17 protein-coding genes are annotated in these 17,426 nt (G+C 72.5%); 6 read left to right on the top strand and 11 right to left on the bottom strand.

Annotation, left to right across the window (positions count from 1 at the left end; genetic code table 11):
* Positions 1-45: 45 nt before the first annotated feature.
* A complete protein-coding gene (locus OP04_RS41915) occupies positions 46-885 on the bottom strand; it encodes a helix-turn-helix transcriptional regulator (RefSeq protein ID WP_033345561.1) in 840 nt (279 codons plus the stop codon).
* Between the two features lie 133 nt (positions 886-1,018).
* On the opposite strand from OP04_RS41915, the gene OP04_RS41920 reads away from it, so the two are divergent.
* Both OP04_RS41920 and OP04_RS41925 read left to right on the top strand, forming a co-directional pair.
* The gene (locus OP04_RS41920; protein ID WP_033345562.1) at positions 1,019-2,017 is read left to right on the top strand and encodes an aldo/keto reductase; all 999 of its coding nucleotides are present in this window, start codon (positions 1,019-1,021) and stop codon (positions 2,015-2,017) included.
* A gap of 98 nt (positions 2,018-2,115) precedes the next feature.
* A complete protein-coding gene (locus OP04_RS41925) occupies positions 2,116-3,009 on the top strand; it encodes a Gfo/Idh/MocA family protein (RefSeq protein ID WP_033345563.1) in 894 nt (297 codons plus the stop codon).
* Here the strand turns inward: OP04_RS41925 and OP04_RS41930 are convergent.
* The 3 genes from OP04_RS41930 to OP04_RS50705 form a co-directional block, all read right to left on the bottom strand.
* Entirely contained in the window at positions 3,006-4,784 is a 1,779-nt protein-coding gene (locus OP04_RS41930; protein ID WP_051799891.1) for a putative bifunctional diguanylate cyclase/phosphodiesterase, read from the bottom strand. The genes OP04_RS41925 and OP04_RS41930 overlap by 4 nt on opposite strands.
* A complete protein-coding gene (locus OP04_RS41935) occupies positions 4,781-5,590 on the bottom strand; it encodes an SAM-dependent methyltransferase (RefSeq protein WP_033345564.1) in 810 nt (269 codons plus the stop codon). The genes OP04_RS41930 and OP04_RS41935 overlap by 4 nt, the downstream gene beginning before the upstream one ends.
* A gap of 69 nt (positions 5,591-5,659) precedes the next feature.
* Positions 5,660-6,259 carry a TetR/AcrR family transcriptional regulator gene (locus tag OP04_RS50705; protein WP_051799892.1) on the bottom strand — a complete coding sequence of 200 codons (600 nt, stop codon included), beginning with the start codon at positions 6,257-6,259 and terminating at the stop codon, positions 5,660-5,662.
* 234 nt (positions 6,260-6,493) lie between these two features.
* Here OP04_RS50705 and OP04_RS48795 point away from each other — a divergent pair, with 234 nt between their 5' ends.
* A complete protein-coding gene (locus OP04_RS48795; RefSeq protein ID WP_035087173.1) occupies positions 6,494-7,627 on the top strand; it encodes an alpha/beta hydrolase in 1,134 nt (377 codons plus the stop codon).
* A 263-nt stretch (positions 7,628-7,890) separates the two neighbouring features.
* Here the strand turns inward: OP04_RS48795 and OP04_RS48800 are convergent, their stop codons facing one another.
* The 3 genes from OP04_RS48800 to OP04_RS41960 all read right to left on the bottom strand — a co-directional run bounded on the left by OP04_RS48800 (position 7,891) and on the right by OP04_RS41960 (position 12,211).
* Entirely contained in the window at positions 7,891-9,381 is a 1,491-nt protein-coding gene (locus tag OP04_RS48800; RefSeq protein ID WP_085067202.1) for an Hsp70 family protein, read from the bottom strand.
* A complete protein-coding gene (locus OP04_RS41955) occupies positions 9,369-11,453 on the bottom strand; it encodes an Hsp70 family protein (protein ID WP_033345565.1) in 2,085 nt (694 codons plus the stop codon). The genes OP04_RS48800 and OP04_RS41955 overlap by 13 nt, the downstream gene beginning before the upstream one ends.
* Positions 11,454-11,608: 155 nt before the next feature.
* Positions 11,609-12,211, bottom strand: a complete 603-nt coding sequence (locus OP04_RS41960; RefSeq protein WP_033345566.1) for an HAD-IA family hydrolase — start codon at positions 12,209-12,211, stop codon at positions 11,609-11,611.
* Positions 12,212-12,298: 87 nt separating this feature from the next.
* On the opposite strand from OP04_RS41960, the gene sigK reads away from it, so the two are divergent.
* The gene (gene sigK, locus OP04_RS41965) at positions 12,299-12,898 is read left to right on the top strand and encodes an ECF RNA polymerase sigma factor SigK (RefSeq protein WP_033345567.1); all 600 of its coding nucleotides are present in this window, start codon (positions 12,299-12,301) and stop codon (positions 12,896-12,898) included.
* A complete protein-coding gene (locus OP04_RS41970; protein WP_033345568.1) occupies positions 12,895-13,620 on the top strand; it encodes an anti-sigma factor in 726 nt (241 codons plus the stop codon). The genes sigK and OP04_RS41970 overlap by 4 nt, the downstream gene beginning before the upstream one ends.
* Positions 13,621-13,624: 4 nt before the next feature.
* On the opposite strand, the gene OP04_RS41975 is transcribed toward OP04_RS41970, so the two are convergent.
* From OP04_RS41975 to OP04_RS41985, 3 genes are read right to left on the bottom strand one after another with little or no spacing between them, the layout of a single operon-like run.
* Positions 13,625-14,314 (bottom strand): response regulator, encoded by a 690-nt coding sequence (locus OP04_RS41975; protein ID WP_269746737.1) that lies wholly within the window; start codon positions 14,312-14,314, stop codon positions 13,625-13,627.
* A complete protein-coding gene (locus tag OP04_RS41980) occupies positions 14,311-15,504 on the bottom strand; it encodes a sensor histidine kinase (protein WP_085067203.1) in 1,194 nt (397 codons plus the stop codon). Before OP04_RS41980 ends, OP04_RS41975 begins: the two co-directional genes overlap by 4 nt.
* Positions 15,494-15,703: a hypothetical protein gene (locus OP04_RS41985; protein WP_157241081.1), complete on the bottom strand. Its 210-nt coding sequence runs from the start codon at positions 15,701-15,703 to the stop codon at positions 15,494-15,496. Before OP04_RS41985 ends, OP04_RS41980 begins: the two co-directional genes overlap by 11 nt.
* Positions 15,704-15,985: 282 nt before the next feature.
* On the opposite strand from OP04_RS41985, the gene OP04_RS41990 reads away from it, so the two are divergent.
* Complete coding sequence (locus OP04_RS41990; RefSeq protein WP_033345570.1) at positions 15,986-16,321, top strand: hypothetical protein; 336 nt, start codon at positions 15,986-15,988, stop codon at positions 16,319-16,321.
* A 3-nt stretch (positions 16,322-16,324) separates the two neighbouring features.
* Here the strand turns inward: OP04_RS41990 and OP04_RS41995 are convergent, their stop codons facing one another.
* Positions 16,325-17,347 carry an AraC family transcriptional regulator gene (locus OP04_RS41995; RefSeq protein ID WP_051799896.1) on the bottom strand — a complete coding sequence of 341 codons (1,023 nt, stop codon included), beginning with the start codon at positions 17,345-17,347 and terminating at the stop codon, positions 16,325-16,327.
* Positions 17,348-17,426: the final 79 nt, after the last annotated feature.

A 17,426-nucleotide genomic window follows, 5' to 3' on the forward strand; every position in this document is an offset into this window, starting at 1 on the left:
CGGGGTGGAGTGCTGAGTCGTACCGATGAGGGGTGATTTTGGGGGTTAGTGAGTGGGGGTGGGGAAGGACTCGATGCCGAGGACCTGGAGGAGGTCGAGGCGCTCGCGGGTTTCGGGGTTGGCGGGGGTGAAGACCAGGAGGAACTGGTTGAGGTCGGGCGTGACCAGGGTTTCGCAGTCGAGGAGCAGCGTGCCGACGCGGGGGTGGATCACGGTTTTGCGGATGGCGCGGTAGGTGGTGACGTCGTGGGCGGTCCAGAGGCGGTCGAAGTCGGGGCTGGCGGCGCGCAGGCGGGTGACCAGGCCGGTGATGATCGGGTCGGCGGGGCGGCGACCGGCGGCGGCGCGGAGGTCGGCGACGAGCTGGCGGGACTGGTGGAGCTGGAAGTCCGGCGGGTGGATGGTGCGGGTGGACGGGTCGGTGAACCATCGGTAGACCAGGAAGCGCCGGGGGCCGGTGTGGTGCAGGTCGTCGCCGGTGAGCAGGCGGGACACCGTGTTTTGGGCCAGCGTTTCGCCTAAGTCGGACATGACGGTGGCGGGGGTGGCGCCGAGCAGGTCGAGCATGCGGATCAGGCCGGCGCGGGCGAAACTGCCGTGCGCGGGCGGCGGCTGGTGGCCGGCCAGGTGGAACAGGTGGGCCCGCTCGTCGTCGGAGAAGCGAAGCGCGCGGGACAGCGCGCCGAGCAGCTGGGTGGACGGCTGGCTGCTGCGGCCCTGTTCCAGCCGGACGACGTAGTCGACGGACACGCCGGCCAGCATCGCGACCTCCTCGCGGCGCAACCCGGCGGTACGACGGCGGGGCCCGCTCTCGATGCCGACCTCGGCCGGGCGGATCGCCTCGCGGCGGCGGCGCAGGAAGTCGGCGAGCTGGTCACGCTGCATGAGCCCATGCTGCCTCGCACCGGTTGCCACCAGCCAGGGAGCGGCTCTCCCATGATGTGCTCTCCGCTCCCGGACCTCGGATTCCGGGCGCACGGTGAATCCCCGAGCAGGAACGAGACGAGGGAGCATCACCATGCAGACACGGCGACTGGGCAGCACCGGACCGCAGGTCGGCGCGCTGGGCCTGGGTGCGATGGGCATGTCCGACTTCTACGGCGTGACCGATCGCGCGGAGAGCATCAGGACCGTGCACGCGGCGCTGGACGGCGGCGTCACGCTGATCGACACCGGCGACTTCTACGGGATGGGCCATAACGAGCTGCTGCTGGCGGAGGCGCTGCGCGGGCGGGACCGGGACAGTTACGTGCTGAGCGTCAAGTTCGGTGCGCTGCGCGGCGTGGACCACGGGTTCGGGCCGGCCGACCACCGTCCGGAGGCGGTACGGAACTTCGCGGCCTACTCGCTCCGGCGGCTCGGGGTCGACCACCTCGACATCTACCGGCCGGCCGGGTCGGACCCGGCCGTGCCGATCGAGGAGACCATGGGCGCGGTCAAGGAGCTGATCGACGCGGGGTACGTCCGCCACGCCGGCCTGTCCGAGGTCGGCGCGGAGACGGTCCGCCGCGCGCATGCGGTGACGCCGATCGCGGACCTGCAGATCGAGTACTCGCTGATCACGCGCGCGGTCGAGGCGGAGGTGCTGCCGGCGCTGCGCGAGCTGGGCGTGGGCCTGACCGCGTACGGCGTGCTGAGCCGCGGCCTGATCTCCGGGCACTGGAACCCGGACCGGACCGCCGCGCCGGGCGACGTGCGCGGCGTGCTCAGCCCGCGGTTCCAGGGCGGGAACATCACGCACAACCTCGCGCTGGTGGAGGCGCTGCGGCAGGTCGCGGCCGCGAAGGGGTGCACGGTCGCACAGCTGGCGATCGCCTGGGTGGCGGCCCAGGGCGCGGACATCGTGCCGCTGGTCGGCGCGCGCAGCCGGGAACGCCTGGCCGAGGCGCTGCCGGCGGTGGACATCACGCTGTCCGCGGACGACGTCGCGGCGATCGAGACCGCGGTGCCGAAGGGCTCGGCCCGGGGAGATCGATACCCCGCGGCCATGATGGCGCGGCTGGGTGTTGGGAACTGAGACAAATGATCCACTTCGCACCATGAACCCGGATGGGTAACGGATTCGTATACCCCTAGGGTTGGTGTCGTTCACCGGCACGGCGATGAGGAGCGACGATGAGATTCGGACTGCTCGGCACGGGCTACTGGGCCGTGGAGACGCAGGGGGCGGCGCTGGCCGATCACCCGGAGGCCGAGCTGGTCGGTGTCTGGGGGCGCGATCCGGCCAAGACGAGGGCGGTGGCGGACCGGTTCGGCATCACCGCCTACGGCGACCCTGACGATCTCATCGCGGACGTGGACGCGGTCTCGATCGCGCTCCCGCCGGACGTGCAGGCGGAGCTGGCCACGCGTGCCGCGTCCGCCGGCCGGCACCTGTTGCTGGACAAGCCGTTGTCGCTGACGATCGCGGCCGCGGACCGGGTGGTCGCGGCCGTGGAGAAGAACGACGTGGCCTCCGTGGTGTTCTTCACCAGCCGGTTCCAGCAGCCGGTGGAGGAGTTCATCCGCGAGGCGGTGAGCACCGGCGGGTGGCAGGGCGCGCGGGCCGAGCGGTTCGCCTCGATCTACGGCGACAACGGGCCGTACGCGGACTCCGCCTGGCGCAAGGAGTCCGGCGGTCTCTGGGACGTCGGCCCGCACGCGCTCGCCGTGCTGCTCGCGGTGCTCGGCATGCCGGTCTCGGTCACCGCGCTCGCCGGGCCGAACGGGACGACGCACGTGCTGGTCAAGCACATGCTGGGCGCGGTCAGCTCGCTCACGCTCACGCTGGAGGCGCCGGCGGCGCTGACCGGCACGTCGACCGTCTTCCACGGCACCGAGGGCGCGGTGCTGGTGCCGGAGCACGAGACCACGTCGGTGGAGGCGTTCGGCTCCGCGATCAGCCAGCTGGTCCAGGCGGCCCGGCACCGGGCGCCGCACCCGTGCGGCGTGCACTTCGGCCGACTGATCGTGGCGGTGCTGGAGGCTGCCGAGACGTCCATCAAGGAGGGACGCACGGTCACGCTCTAGAGATCGTCCTCCTCGCTGCTCCACTCCAGGAGCAGCGAGGTGATCTCCGAGGGTGCTTGCGGCCGGCCGAAGTAGTAGCCCTGCACGTGGTCGCAGCCGATCGACTCCAGGTAGTCGGCCTGCTCCAGCGTCTCGACGCCCTCGGCCAGCGCGGAGAGCCGCAGGTTGTGGGCCAGCTCGACCAGCGACGGCAGCAGCGACTTGGTGGAGGACGGCTTCCAGTCCCGCACGAACTGCATGTCGATCTTCAGCTGGTTGACCGGGAGATTCTGCAGGTAGCCGAGGTTGGAGTAGCCGGAGCCGAAGTCGTCGAGCGCCAGCCGGACGCCGAGGCCCGCGATGTCGTCCAGCGTGCGGCGGATCTGCGGATCGTCCGGGATGGACGCGCTCTCGGTGATCTCCAGCTGGAGCAGCTCCGACGCGAGGCCGATCTCCTGCAACAGGTTGTCCACCGTACGCAGCAGGCTGCCACCGTCGCGGAGCTGCTGGACCGCGACGTTGACGCTGACGTAGGGCGGGCTGTCGGTCAGCCGCGCCCACTCGCGGGCCTGACGGCACGCCTTGTCCAGCATCCGGCGGCCGAGCCGGACGATCTGGCCGCTCTCCTCCGCCAGGTCGATGAACCTGCCGGGCGAGAGCCGGCCGAGCCGCGGGTGCTGCCAGCGGACCAGCGCCTCGACGCCGATGACCGCGCGGTCCTCCAGCCGGACCAGCGGCTGGTATTCCAGGAAGAACTCGTCGCGGTCGATGCCGAGCGCGAGGTCCGCCGCGAGCGCGTGCCGGGCTATCTCCCGGTCGCTGCGCGCCTGGTCGAAGAGCCGCCAGCGGTCGGTGCCGTCCGCCTTCGCCCACTGCAGCGTCATGGCGGCGGCGCGCATCAGATCGTTGGCGTCCATGCCGGCGACCGGGCGCTCGACCACGCCGACGCTGGCGGACATGGGCAGCAGGTGCCGGTCCGTGTGCACGGGCGTGGCGAGCGTGGCGATGATCTGCTCGGCGACGCCGGCCAGGTAGGACGTGTCGGGCGGGTCCTCGATCAGCATGACGAACTGGTCGCCGGCGAACCGGGCCAGCGGATGGCCGAGCGACCGGGCCAGCGTGCGGAACCGGTCCGCCGTGACGGCGAGCGCGCGGTCGCCGAGGATGTGCCCGAACCGGTCCGTGATCGCCTGGAGGCTGGTGATGCCGACGAAGCAGATCGCGATCCGCTCCCGGCTGCCGGCGCCGATCAGGTCGGCCAGCTGCTTCTCGAAGAAGATCCGGTTCGGCAGGCCGGTGAGCTGGTCGTGCACGGCCGCGTGCCGGAACGCCTCCTGGCTCTCGCGCAGCGCGTGCTCGGTCTGGGCCTGGGCGAGCACGGTGGCCAGGCGGATGCTCTCCTGCTCGTCGAGCGTGCGCTCGCGCAGCCCGCGGGAGTAGCCGACGGAGAGCGCGCTGAGCAGCCGCATCACCCGGCGGCCGGACGAGTCGAGCGACGTGCCGGCCAGCGGCGGCAGGCGGTCGGCGAGCACGCCGATGGTGTGGCCGAGCGTCTCCGGCGACGCGAAGTGCGCCTCGACCAGCTCGACGCCGATCTGGGTGGCCGGGCTCGGGTCGAACGGCTGACTGGTCAGCACGCGCAGCAGCCGGGTGGTGAAGCCGGCCAGCCGCAGCTCGATGTCGACGTGCGCCATCGGCACGTAGCTGGCGCCGGCGATCGCCCGCGCCCAGGCACGCGCGACCCTGGTGATGTGCTGGCCGTCGATCAGGCCACGCGGTGCGGGCTCGACGATCACGGTTTGCGCCCCACCCCGGCGACGACCGCGGATTTCGCCGCCTTGATGCCGTCCATGTTGCTGGGCTGGTCGGGACGCCACTGGGTCACCCAGACCAGGCCGGGGTCGACCAGCTCGAAGTCGCCGAAGAACGGGGCGACCTCCGCGCGCGTGCGCGTCGCGGTGGGTGTGGTGGTGCGGTTGTAGAGGCTCTTGACCATCTCCTTGTCGTGCCGCCAGCCGTCGACCACGCCGTGGGAGAGCGCGAGGTAGCTGCCGCTGGGCAGCGCGTCGCGCAGCTGGCGCATGATGTCGTCCGGCCCGTCCTCGTCGCGCACGAACTGGAGCAGCGCGATGACCAGCAGCGCCACCGGCTGGTTGAAGTCGATCAGCCCGCGGACCGTGGGATGGTGCAGGATGTCGGCCGGCTTGCGCACGTCGCCCTGGACCGCGGCGACGCCCTCCTGGCCGCGGATCAGCACGGAGCTGTGCGCGACCGCGACCGGGTCGAGATCCACATAGACCACCCGCGCGTCCGGGACGATCTCGCGCGCCACCTCGTGCACGTTGCCGAGCGTCGGGATGCCTGAGCCGATGTCAAGGAACTGTCTGATCCCCGACCGGGCCAGCATGCTGACGGCCCGGCGGAGCCAGGCGCGGTTCGCCTGGGCGATCAGCGGGATGTCCGGCGCGGTGGCGAGCAGCTGCTGAGCCACCGCACGGTCGGCCGCGAAGTTGTGCGAACCACCCAGAAAGTAGTCATACAGTCGCGCGGCGCTCGGTCGCTCGACGTCGATGCCCGGCGGGGCCCACTCCGGTCGGTTCATCCCAGCATTATTTCCCGAACCGATTGATCAGCTCCAACCAAAGATCAAGATCTTTTGTGGGTACGGAGTTCAGCTCGCCGATGTGGAAGTTCCACGACTGATGACCGCGCTCGCGAACTCCACCACGGTATCCGTGAGCGACCGGAACGGCTCACCGTCGCGTGTGTACGGATCCGCGACGTGCAGCAGCAGCTCGTTGATGCCGCCCACCAGCGCGATCGCCAGTGGCGACGACAGCGGCGGCAGCTCCGGCTCGGTCGCGACCAGCTCGGAGAAGAGCGTCGCGAACCGCTGCTGGATCTCGCCCCGCAGCCGGAACGCGCGCGGCCCCGCCGCCTGCACCTCGACCAGCACGGTGCGGCTGGCCGGCCCGGCCGCGTCCAGCGCGGACAGGTAGGCGGTGACCAGCGCGTGCACCCGGTCCCGCCAGCCGGTGCCGGGCTCGCGGCCGGCCTCGCGCAGCACGTGCTCCAGCCGGTCGCCGCTCGCCTGGTACGTGGCGAGCAGGCACGCCTCCTTGTCCGGGAAGTGCTCGTAGAACGTGCGCTTGGAGACGCGCGCCGCGGCCACTATGTCCGCGATCGTGGTGGCCGCGTAGCCGCGCTCCGCGACCGCCGTCGTGAAGCCCTGCATAACCCGGATGCGGGCGTCTTCGGCCGCCGTCGTCATGCTCTTCCTTCCTCCGGTGCCCGAAGCTACCGTCGATGGATCCGGGTGCCGTGGGGAGCCGGATCGGGAGCCGTCGATTGGGGAGACCATTCACTGTGGAATGGCGGGATTCCCATGTACCGCAACGCGATCGGCCGGGTTGTCCGGTCCTCGCACGCGCCCCCGCATAGCCATCCTATGTGGACGCTGCGCGCGATGTTGAGCCGTCCGACCTGCATCGAGAGGGGTCACCGCGTGATCCGTCGCGTGGAGTCGCTGATGCTGCGGTGGTTGCTCGCGCTTCCGCTGCCTGTGCAGCGGTTCATCGGCGGCCGCCCGTCCCTCGACCCGGCCGTGGCGATGCTGCTGCGCGTCCAGCGATGGCGCGGGATCCACGGCCTGACCGCCGGCACCGCCGCCCGTACCCGGTCCCGGACCCGGTCGTCCGCCGCACTCATGTCAGGTGCGCCCACAGTGGTCGCGGCAGTGCGCTCCGTGACGATCGCCGACCGGCTCCCGGGCCGCCATTACATGCCGCGGGCCGACGCGGCTCCGCAGCGTGCCGCCGTCCCGCAGCGTGCCGCCGTCCCGCAGCGTGCCGCCGTCCCGCAGCGTGACGTTGTGCCGCATTCTGATGCGCTGCCGCGGCCCGATGTTCCGCCGCAGGCGGCCGGCGCCGCTCCGCTGCTGGTCTACTTCCACGGCGGCGGTTTCGTGGCCGGTGATCTCGACACGCACGACGAGATCTGCCGGCTTCTGTGCGCGCACGCGGGCGTGCACGTGCTCGCCGTCGACTACGCGCTGGCGCCCGAGCACCCGTTCCCCGCGGCCGTGCACGACGCGCGGGACACGGTGCTCTGGGCCGTCTCCCACGCGTCGTCGCTCGGCGCGGACCCGGCGCGGGTGGCCGTCGGCGGCGACAGTGCGGGCGCGAACCTGGCCACGGTCGCCTGCCACCTCCCGCCCGCGCCGGTCGCGCAGGTGCTCGTCTACCCGCTGCTGGATCACGTCGGTATCTGGCCGTCCCGCTTGCTGTTCGCGGACGGCCTGCTGCTGACCGCGGCGGATCTCGCCTTCTTCCGAGACAGCTACCTGCCCGGCTTTACCGGATCCCCGCCGGATTTTCGGCATTCGCCACTTCGGGCCGCCGACCTGACCGGCCTCCCGCCCGCGATCGTGGTCACCGCGTCCCATGATCCGCTGCGCGACGAGGGCGAGGCCTACGCGGACCGGCTGCGGGCCGCCGGAGTGCCGGTCCGATCGTGGCGGGTCGAGGGGATGCCGCACGCCTTCATGAACCTGACCGCGGTCAGCGACGCGGCGCGCTGCGCGGTCCTGGAGATCGCGGAAGCGCTCCGGCTCCAGCTGGCCGCCGATCGCCACGACTGAGCTCTCCCGACGACACCGCGCCGGCGCGGATTCTCCCGGTTGCGGGCCGCAGCGGGACCTGTTTCCGTTCCGCTTGCGGTGTCAGGGCGAGGCTGCCGCCGCCATGACAGCTGCTATTTCACGAAATGTCGGGCACGGAGTGCCCGTGGATCGAGGCTGGCGGCGGCGAGTGGTGGCAGGCAGCGCCGCGTCGTGCTTCTCGGAGATCAAGATCAGATTCATTTCCCGCTCCCGGCGTGGCCCAGCAGCGTTGCTCCCGCGGGCTAACCTCGCCGTACGCCAAGCCTCCGCTGGCGCTCCGCTTGCCTCCCGGCGTCGGAGCCGGTTCCGCGCGGCGCACGAAAGAGCACGCGAGTCCCGCCGTGCTCACGCCGGTCGAGGCGCGTCCCGTGCCGCGGGAGCCGCCCTTCCATGATCGGGGCGTCCCTCATGCTGCGGGACGCCCCCGATCGTGAAAGGGGGTGCCCGGAGCGGTGCGTGCCCCACAGCGCGCCTGACGGGAGGCGCACGCGGGCCAGCGGCCAGCCCACCGGGTACGTGTCCCCCGGCGCGACGAACCAGCGGAGCAGTTGGGCGCCGGTGCCGCCGGGCAGGGAGAAGGACAGCGGCACGGTGCGGGAGGCCTCGGTGGTCGAGGTGATGATGCGGGGGCCGCTGCGGGTGAGCCAGCGGGCCGCGCCCTGGACGGTGGCGAGCTCGGGCTCGTCGACGCGGCGCAGCGGGCGGTTGAAGGCCTTGTTCAGCGCCTCGGCCGCGGCGGGCATGCGGGAGCCGCCGCCGACCAGCAGGATGGCACTGACGTTGTCCGGGTGGACCTTGAGGCGGGCCATCAGGTCGGCGCTGCACTTCACGGTGCGCTCGAGCACGGCCTCGGCCAGCAGCGCGAGCTGCGAACGGTCCAGCTCGTAGGCCGGCGTGGTCGGCATCAGATAGTCCTCGACGCTCTCGGCGTCGCTCAGCTGGTGCTTGATCCGCTGGGCGAAGTCGGCGAGGGCCATGCTGAGGCGCAGCGCCGCGGGCGTGCCGGGCGCGGTGACCACGGACGCGATGAGCGGCGCCAGCCACTCCTCGCCGTCGGCCTGGATGCGGTGGGCGAGCAGCGCGTCGATGTTGCGGCCGCCGCAGTCGTCGATGGCGTCGTGGCCGAGAACCTCCGGGCCCTCCGCGCCGACCCGCATGAGCGCGGTGTCGAACGTGCCGCCGCCGAGGTCGTAGATCAGGATGAGCTCGCCGGGCAGGAACGTCGGGCCGGGGATGGGCGCGTAGGCGGCCGCGACCGGCTCGGGCAGCAGCTCGACGGTGGAGAAGCCGGCGGCCTCGGCGGCCGCGATCATCTGCAGGCGGCGGATGTCGTCCGGCCCGTAGCTGGCCGGGACCGTGACGAGCGCGCGCGAGATCTGGCTGCCGTGCATGCGCTCGGCCTCCATGCGCAGCGCGGTCAGCACGGACGCGGCCTGCTCGATCGGCCGGAAGCTGCGGTCGCCCTGCGGCATCGGGCGGTCACCCTTGAGGCCGCGCTTGAACTCGACCGCGTACGAATTCGGGTCCGCGCGTTTGCGGCGCTCGGCCAGCGTGCCGACCAGCATGCGCTCGCCGTCCCAGTAGACGGCGGACGGCCACGCGTAGCCGCCGCTGACCGGCTCCGGGAGCAGGCGTATCTCCTCGCCGTCGACCAGCGCGGCCGAGGACGTGGTGGTGCCGAAGTCGATGGCCAGCACCGGGCCCAGGTCCGGGTTCACCCTCACATCTCCCATGCGTCGACCAGACTGCGGTCGGCGTAGTCCCAGTTCGCCAGGAGCAGCTTTCCGTCCGCGGTGAACGACGTCAACAGCCGCGGTACGAAGCCCTCGGCCTCCGGCGTGGCGGCCGGGGCCTGCACGCGGAACACCTCCAGGCTGCTCTCGATGTCCTGCAGGCTGAGCACACCGGAACCGTCCAGATCGGACGTCGCGGTGGCGCGCAGCCGTCCGTCGGGGCTGTAACTCTCGGTGTTGAACGAGTCGGTGGGGCTGCGCATCCGGAAGCCGGGGTTGCGCTGCTCCCAGGTCTCGTCGCCGGTGCGCTCCAGCCGCTCGCCGGTGCGCAGGTCCCACAGCGTGGTGACGCCGCGACGGTACCGCCCGACCTGGACCTTGCCGTCGGCCTCCGCGGCCAGCCGCCAGCTGGGCTCGTCGACCAGCACGCGGACCGGGCCGGCCGAGTCGCGGAAGCGGGTGGAGAGCTTGCCGGTCTCCACGTCCCACACGGAGAACGTGCCCTCGGTGTCCCAGGCGATCAGGCTGAGCCGGCCCTCGGGGTCGAAGAAGATCCGGGCCCCCTGCGCGGTGCCGGCGCCGAAGTCGGGGCGGAACTCGCCGATCAGCTCGCCGGTGGAGATCACGAACGACCGGACGTGCCGGCCGGCCGTGTCGCACTCGACCAGCACCTGCCGGTCCGGCGTGAGCAGCCAGGACCCGTTGGTGCGCAGCTGGAGCTTCTGCGTCGGCGGGTCGGCGGCGAGCGCGGCGGCGTCCCGCGTCGCGGCGGTGACCAGGGTGGTGCCGACCTGGCCGCCGGCCGGGACGGTGTGGCGCAGCAGCGCGCCCGCGTGCGTGGCGGTCAGCTGGTAGACGCGCTCGTCGCCGGTGCGCACCTCGGCCACGACCGTGCCCTGGTGGAAGGCCTGGCCCTCGTTGATGTTCCAGCGGAGCAGCTTCGCGTCGCCGCCCGGGATGTCCCAGGAGATCGGCTCGATGCGCCAGCTGGGCGCGTCCGCCGTGACGGAGCGGCTGTCCGCGTTGGCCGACCACTGGGCGGCGCCGCGGACGACGGCCAGCTCCGGCTCGGGCGCGTGCCGGAGCATGTGGCCGAGGCTCTGGGTCAGCGCGGGCTCGACCATCGGAAGGCGCGACGCGCCACCGGTCAGGACGACGGTGGAGATGTCCGCGAGCGTGGCGCCGACCGAGCCGACGATCGCGTGGGCGCTGTTGACCAGCGCCTGCACGGCGGGCTCGGCGAACGCCTCCAGCCAGCGGCGACTCAACTTGTACGGCGGGGTGAGCGGCGTGAGGTGGTCCTCGACCTCGAGCGAGTCGCCGAGCTGGTGCTTGAGGCGCCGGACGAAGTCGATCGCCTCGTAGTAGGCCCGCAGACCGCCGTCGCCGGGCGCGGCGAGCAGCGGCTCCAGCCAGGCCCGGCCCTCGGTGCGCAGGTCCTTGATGAGCAGCGCCTCCAGGTCGTGCCCGGCGGTGGAGCTCTCGGTGGCCAGCAGCATCGAGTCGTTGCCGGCGACCCGGACCAGCGACGCGGTCCAGTTCGCACCGAGGTCGCAGACCAGGACCAGCGAGCCGTGCCGCAGGTCGGCGCTGGTGTGCGGGTCGAGCGCGGCCGCGACCGCGTCGGGTATCAGCTCCACGTCGGAGAAGCCCGCGGCCTCGCCGATGCCGACCATCACGTCCCGGCGCGGGTCACCGGGCAGGTAGCTCGCCGGGATCGCCAGCGTCAGCCGCCAGACCTGCCCGCCGTAGACACGCTGCGCCTCCCGGCCGAGCTCGATCAGGTAGGACGCGACCGCCTCGTTGCCGGTGACCTCGCGGTCCTCCAGGCGCATCGCGGCCTGCGCGTCGACCGCGCGGCGCGGCCCGTCGATGTAACGGCGGGGCACGGATCGCTTGCGGCGCTCGGCAGCGGTGCCCACGACGAAGCCGTTGTCGTCCACACAGACGGCGGACGGCCAGACGAGACCGCCGGTCAAGGGCTCCTTCAGCAGCGTCGTCTGGTCACCGACAATCAGCGCCGCCGATGTGCCGGACGTGCCGACATCGACCGCCAGGATTGGTTCGGTCATTCCCACCCCTACGTCCCTGCCACAGCGCTCCCGAGCCACAGCACCGAGGAATGTCAGCACCACGGAAGTACCGGCACAGTTTCCTGGAGCACTATGGTCCCCGTCCAGCCGGGTAACGTTGCGAATACGAACCAGTCGGAGAAATTTACGGCTGGTCAGGAAAGAAGGTCGAGGATTTCGACCAGATTTGTCACGGTTGAATCGCCGGTGATTCCCGCCACGCCGACGACTCGCATGCCCGCGGCCCGCCCGGCGGCCACGCCCGCGGGTGCGTCCTCCACGACAAGACAAGCCTCCGGGGGTACGCCGAGCCGGCGCGCCGCCAGCAGGTAACCCTCCGGGTCCGGCTTCGGGGCGGTGATGTCGTCCGTGGAGATCAGCAGCGGCGGATCGATCCCGACCGCACCCATCCGGGCGCGGGCCAGGCGTTCGTCCGCGCTGGTCACGACGGCCCAGGGGAGGTTCTTTCCGGCAACGCCGTCGATCAGCTCCAGCGCGCCGTCGATCGCGACGATATCGCCGAGATCGTCGTACTCCCACTCCAGCTGCCGCTTTCCGGCCAGCGCGATCTTCTCCGCGCCCAGCCACGGCGCCACCGATTCGAGCGTGCTCCACGCCGGGCGGCCCGCGTGCACGGCCAGGATCTCGTCGAGAGGGAGGCCGTACTCCTCGCTGATCCGGGTCCAGCTACGAATGATCGCCCCGTGGGAGTCGATCAACGTCCCGTCCATGTCGAAGAGCACCGCACCGATCTTCATGTGCGACAGCCTCCCACCCATCCGTCCGGGACGCCGCACCGAAGTCCCTACTGTGATCAGGGGCGCAGGCAAGGCAGGCTGAACGGTATGAAGGAGCATCTGTCGGCGGTGCCGGCACCGCAACACGCGGCCGGCCAGGCCGAACCGGACCGGCTGCTGCGGGCGGTCGCGCGCGGCGACGAAACCGCGTTCGCCCGGCTGTACGAGCTGGTGTCGCCGCGCGTGTACGGGCTGATCCGGCGCGTGCTCCGCGACCCGGCACAGGCCGAGGAGGTCGCGCAGGAGGCGCTGGTGGAGGTGTGGCGCACGGCCGGGCGGTTCGACCCGGACCGTGGATCCGCCACCGCCTGGGTCTTCACGATCGCGCACCGGCGGGCGGTCGACCGGGTCCGCTCGGAGCAGGCCGGCAGCGACCGGGTGCGGCGGGTGGCCGCGGCCGGGGCCGACGTCCCGTACGACGAGGTCGTCGAGGAGGTCACCACCCGCCTGGAGCAGCAGCAGGTCCGCCGCTGCCTGGGCACGCTCACCGACCTGCAGCGCGAGGCGGTCACGCTCGCGTACTACGGCGGGCACAGTTATCCGGAGGTGGCCCGGCTGCTCGACGCCGGACTGCCGACCATCAAGAGCCGCATGCGCGACGGCCTCATCCGGCTGCGCGACTGCCTCGGTGTGGAGGTGGCGCGATGACCATGGACATTCACGCACTGGTCGGGGCGTACGTGCTGGACGCCGTGGACGACATCGAACGGGCCGCGTTCGACCGTCACCTCGGCACCTGCAAGGCCTGTTCCGCGGAGGTCGACGAACTGCGCGAGACCACGGCCCGGCTGGCGGACGCGACCTGGTCGGTGCCGCCGCCGAGCCTGCGCCGCGACGTGCTGACCCGGATCGCGGTCACCCGTCAGTCCACGCCCCGCCGGGTGGCACCCGCGCGGCGGCGCGTGCCGTGGGGCCGGCGGCTGCTCGCGGTGGCCGCGGCCGTGGCGCTGGCGGCCGGGACCGGGGCCGCGGCCTACGTCTACCAGGACCAGCGTCTGCAGGAACAGCAGCTGGCGCTGGCCGAGGCGGCCAGGATCCAGGCCGTGCTGACCGCGCCGGACGCGAAGCTGCGGACCGAGGACGTGATCGGCGGCGGGCACGTCACGGTCGTGGTCTCGGCGTCCCAGGACGCGGGCGTGGTGATGCTGGCGGAGGGGCTGCCGCCGGGCGCGGCCGAGGCCTACCAGCTCTGGACGATCCGCGGGACGACGCCGACGCCCGCCGGGGTGATGCCGGCCGGCCAGGGGGCGGGCACGAAGTTCATCACGTCGGTGCGGGACACGGACGTGCTGGCGCTGACGATCGAACCGGCGAGCGGCTCCGCGAAGCCGACGCTCCCGATCAAGGCACAGGTGCCGCTGGAGCTCTGAGCGCTCACTCCGGTGCCGGGTGCACCAGGCCGGTCTCGTACGCGTAGATGACGACCTGCACCCGGTCCCGGAGGCCGAGCTTGGTCAGGATGCGGCCGACGTGCGTCTTGACCGTGGCCTCGGAGACGTTGAAGTTCGCCGCGATCTCCGCGTTGGACCCGCCCCGGGCGATCTCGATCAGCACCTCCCGCTCGCGGTCGGTGAGCCGGGAGAGCCGCTCGTCCGGGGCCGGGCCGCGGGCCGTGCCGTGGTCGGGCAGGTGCGCGGCGAACGCGTCGATCAGCCGGCGGGTGACGCTGGGCGAGATCATCGCCTCGCCGGCCGCGACCGCGCGGATGCCGGTCAGCAGGTCGGCCGGCGGCACGTCCTTGAGCAGGAAGCCGCTGGCGCCGGCCCGGAGCGCGGAGAACGCGTACTCGTCCAGGTTGAACGTGGTCAGCACCAGCACGCGCGAGGGCAGCCCGGCCGCGACGATCCGGCGGGTGGCCTCGATGCCGTCCAGGACCGGCATGCGGACGTCCATCAGCACCACGTCCGGCGTCAGCGTGTGGGCCAGCGTGACGCCGGCCGCGCCGTCCCCGGCCTCGCCGACCACCTCCAGGTCCGGCTCGCTCTCCAGCACCATGCGGTAGCCGAGGCGCAGCAGCGGCTGGTCGTCGACGAGCGCGACCCGGATCTTCGCGGGGCCGGTCACGAGACCGCGCCGAACGCGAGTCGCGCGTGGACCCGCCAGCCGCCCCCGGCCAGCGGCCCGGAGTCGATCGTGCCGTCGTAGGAGCCCACCCGTTCGGCCATGCCGGCCAGCCCGTGGCCGCCGCTCGTGGCGGGGGCGCGGGCGGGGGTACGTCCGTCGTCGGTCACCGATAGCTCCATCCCGTGCGGCTCGTACCGCAGGCTCACCCGGGCGCTGGCACCCGGTCCCGCGTGCTTGAGCGTATTCGTCAGCGCCTCCTGCACCAGCCGGTAGGCGGTGAGTCCGGCGCCGGGCCCCCACTCCTCGGCCGGTGCGCCGTCCTGGTCGACGGTGACGGTCAGGCCCGCGGCCCGTACCTGTGCGATCAGCCCGTCGAGGTCCGCGAACCCGGGCTGGGGTGCGCGGATCGGCGGGGACGGCACGTCGTCGCGGAGCAGGCCGAGCAGCCGGCGCATCTCGCCGAGCGCCTGCCGGCCGGTCGCGGAGACCTTGTGCATGGTGTCGGCGGCCCGGTCCGGCGCGCGGATGGCGGTGAGCGCGGCGCCGTCCGCGAGCGCGACCATGACCGTGAGGTTGTGCGCCACGATGTCGTGCATCTCACGCGCGATCCTGGCCCGCTCGGCCGCGACCGCGAGCTTGGCCTGCTGGTCGCTCTGCAGTTCCAGGCGGCGGGCGCGTTCCTCCAGCTCGGCGAGGTAGGCGCGGCGGGTCTGCCGGACCACGCCGAGCGACGCGGCCGCGGCCAGCAGCGCGGACACGAACAGCAGCCCGCCGGAGTACTCCGACCAGGACCGGGCGGACGAGACCATGATCGCGCTGGCCAGCTCGGCGCCGGCGACGGCGTACCAGAGGCGGCGGCGGTCCGGCTCGTGCAGCGCGACCGCGTAGACGGCCACCACCAGCACCGCGAACACGAACGGCTTGCGCGGCTCGTACGGCCGGGCCTGCAGGTCGCAGACGACGGCGAGCGCGAGCACGGCCCAGAACGCCGGGACCGGCCGGGACCGGCGCCAGATCAGCGGCACGTGCAGCGCGATCAGCAGCGTCAGGCCGAGCGGGCCGGGCACCCGCTGCGGGAGCTGGATCACCAGCAGCGCCGTCGCGAACACACCGTCCAGCAGCAGCCGGTGGCGGGCGGCCAGCTCCCGGCACCGGATCACGAACTCGTGTTTGCGAAGGTCAGGTGACACGGCGGGCGCACCGCCGTGTCGTGCGCAGCTCGTGGATCGGCGCGCCCCGTTCCACGGCCAGGTCGCCGATCTCGGCCGCGGTCAGCCCGGTCACGCGCAGCAGGCCGGGCGCGACGACCGTGACGGCGCCACCCTCGACGGACAGCGCGCCGTGCAGCTCACTGGCGTGCGGCGACCGCACCCAGACGATGGTCCTCACTCGCATGACGGTAGTGAGGGCGGGACCGGACGGCGACAGCCCGCGGGTGGAGATCCGTGTCAGCCATTGGTGGCGCGGCCCTCATCCCAGAGGAGGACTCCGGAGGAGGACGCCGGACCTGACGAGCTTCATGCGTAATTCGGACTGTTACTGCGCGGATCGGATCGACTCCGGGGAGCGTTTGCGGATAGGTTCGGCAACGGCCTTCCGTTGCCCTCGGTGGAACGGCCGGTGACAGTCCGAGAACGTCCGACGAAACACGACGAAGCGGAGGCGTCCGGCGTGGGCCAGCCATCCGACATCGAAGGCGACGCCGCGCGGGCGCTCGAGGCGCTCCGCCGGGCCGCGCACTTCCTCGCCCACTACGAGGCCGCGCAGGCCGCGCTGTCCCCGGGCCTGCCGCCGGCGCGCTCGCCGCTGACCGCGCTGGTCGAGGAGGGGGTGGACGCCGCGGACCGGGTGCTCGCGCACGTGCGGAAGCAGTCGCGGGACGAGTGGTCGGTGGTCTCCGGCGCGACCGCGCCCTGGTCGGTGCTGGCCGAGCGCAGTGTCGTGGCGCCGGCCCGCGCGCCGATCCCGCGGCAGCGCAGCAGCGGCCACGGCGACCCGGGGGAGTGAGCGTCACGGCTCGCGCAGCGTCTCCGAGGGGAGCGCGCCGAACCGCCGGCGGTACGCGGCCGCGAACCGCCCCAGGTGGGCGAAGCCCCAGCGGTGCGCCACCTCGCTGACCGTGACCCCGCCCGGATCGCCGATGGACAGGTCCAGGTGGGCGCGGCCGAGCCGTACCTCCTGGAGGTAGATCATCGGCGTCACGCCGACGTGCCGGCGGAACCCGTCCTGCAGCGAGCGCACGCTGACGCCGGCCGCGTGGGCCAGCGTGGACGTGGTGAACGGCTGGGACGGGTCCGCCTCCATCGCGTCGATCGCGCGCTTGACCGCGCGGGGCCGGCTCGGCGCGGTCGGCTCCTTGAGCTCGTCGCTGTACTGGTGCTCGACCGCGAGCAGCAGGCCGCCGAGCATCGAGTGCCACAGTCGCTCCGCGATCATCGGCCGGTAGATCATGCCGTCCGCCGCGACCAGCTCCGCGTGGACCAGCCCGGCCAGCGCGCCCCAGCTGCGGCCCATGCCGCGGCTCAGGTCGAATCGGCGGGAGAACCGCAGCGGCCCGCGGACCGCGTGCCCGAGCAGCGCCTCCAGCTCGGACTCGAGCGCGTCCGGCGCGAGTGACACCGAGACCGGGCGAGTGTCCGGCAGCCACCAGGTGCGCGTCGGCGAGCCCGGCCGGTAGACCGCGCCCTCCAGCGTGGTCGCGGTGGTGACGATGCCGCGCTGTTCGGTGAAGAGGCGTCCGGCCGGCGCCAGGCCGATGTAGTAGTCGGAAAGCTCCGGCGCCGTGACCTGCACGGCCTCGTCCGTCTCCCAGTCGGACATGATCACCGGCCCGAACCGGAGCGTGCGCAGCCGGCACCGGGCCGGATCACCGCCGCCGATCGTGGTGATCCAGTGCGGCGCCGAGTAGACCTCGCCGGCCAGCTGCTGGATCTCGGCGGTGCTCCCGGTGCGGGTGGTGAACGACGGACCGGGGGCTCCGGGCACGGCGCCGTCGGTCAGGAGAAAATGATCTCCCAGGGTGTCGGCTCGCATACACCGAGTATTCGTAGCCGCGTGTCGGCCGTGCAACCTGCTCGTCCGATCGGTGACCAGCCGGACACCGAAGGATGAG

The sequence above is a fragment of the Catenuloplanes japonicus genome (genome assembly GCF_000717135.1).
Lineage (GTDB): Bacteria > Actinomycetota > Actinomycetes > Mycobacteriales > Micromonosporaceae > Catenuloplanes > Catenuloplanes japonicus.

Bases quoted from the DNA above. Each gene is read 5' to 3' on its own strand.
- OP04_RS41970 (WP_033345568.1), top strand. From the start codon at position 12,895: ATGACCATGGACATTCACGCACTGGTCGGGGCGTACGTGCTGGACGCC.
- sigK (WP_033345567.1), top strand. From the start codon at position 12,299: ATGAAGGAGCATCTGTCGGCGGTGCCGGCACCGCAACACGCGGCCGGC.
- OP04_RS41935 (WP_033345564.1), bottom strand. From the start codon at position 5,590: ATGAACCGACCGGAGTGGGCCCCGCCGGGCATCGACGTCGAGCGACCG.
- OP04_RS48800 (WP_085067202.1), bottom strand. From the start codon at position 9,381: ATGGGAGATGTGAGGGTGAACCCGGACCTGGGCCCGGTGCTGGCCATC.
- OP04_RS41920 (WP_033345562.1), top strand. From the start codon at position 1,019: ATGCAGACACGGCGACTGGGCAGCACCGGACCGCAGGTCGGCGCGCTG.
- OP04_RS41960 (WP_033345566.1), bottom strand. From the start codon at position 12,211: ATGAAGATCGGTGCGGTGCTCTTCGACATGGACGGGACGTTGATCGAC.
- OP04_RS50705 (WP_051799892.1), bottom strand. From the start codon at position 6,259: ATGACGACGGCGGCCGAAGACGCCCGCATCCGGGTTATGCAGGGCTTC.
- OP04_RS41915 (WP_033345561.1), bottom strand. From the start codon at position 885: ATGCAGCGTGACCAGCTCGCCGACTTCCTGCGCCGCCGCCGCGAGGCG.
- OP04_RS41955 (WP_033345565.1), bottom strand. From the start codon at position 11,453: ATGACCGAACCAATCCTGGCGGTCGATGTCGGCACGTCCGGCACATCG.
- OP04_RS41995 (WP_051799896.1), bottom strand. From the start codon at position 17,347: ATGCGAGCCGACACCCTGGGAGATCATTTTCTCCTGACCGACGGCGCC.
- OP04_RS41925 (WP_033345563.1), top strand. From the start codon at position 2,116: ATGAGATTCGGACTGCTCGGCACGGGCTACTGGGCCGTGGAGACGCAG.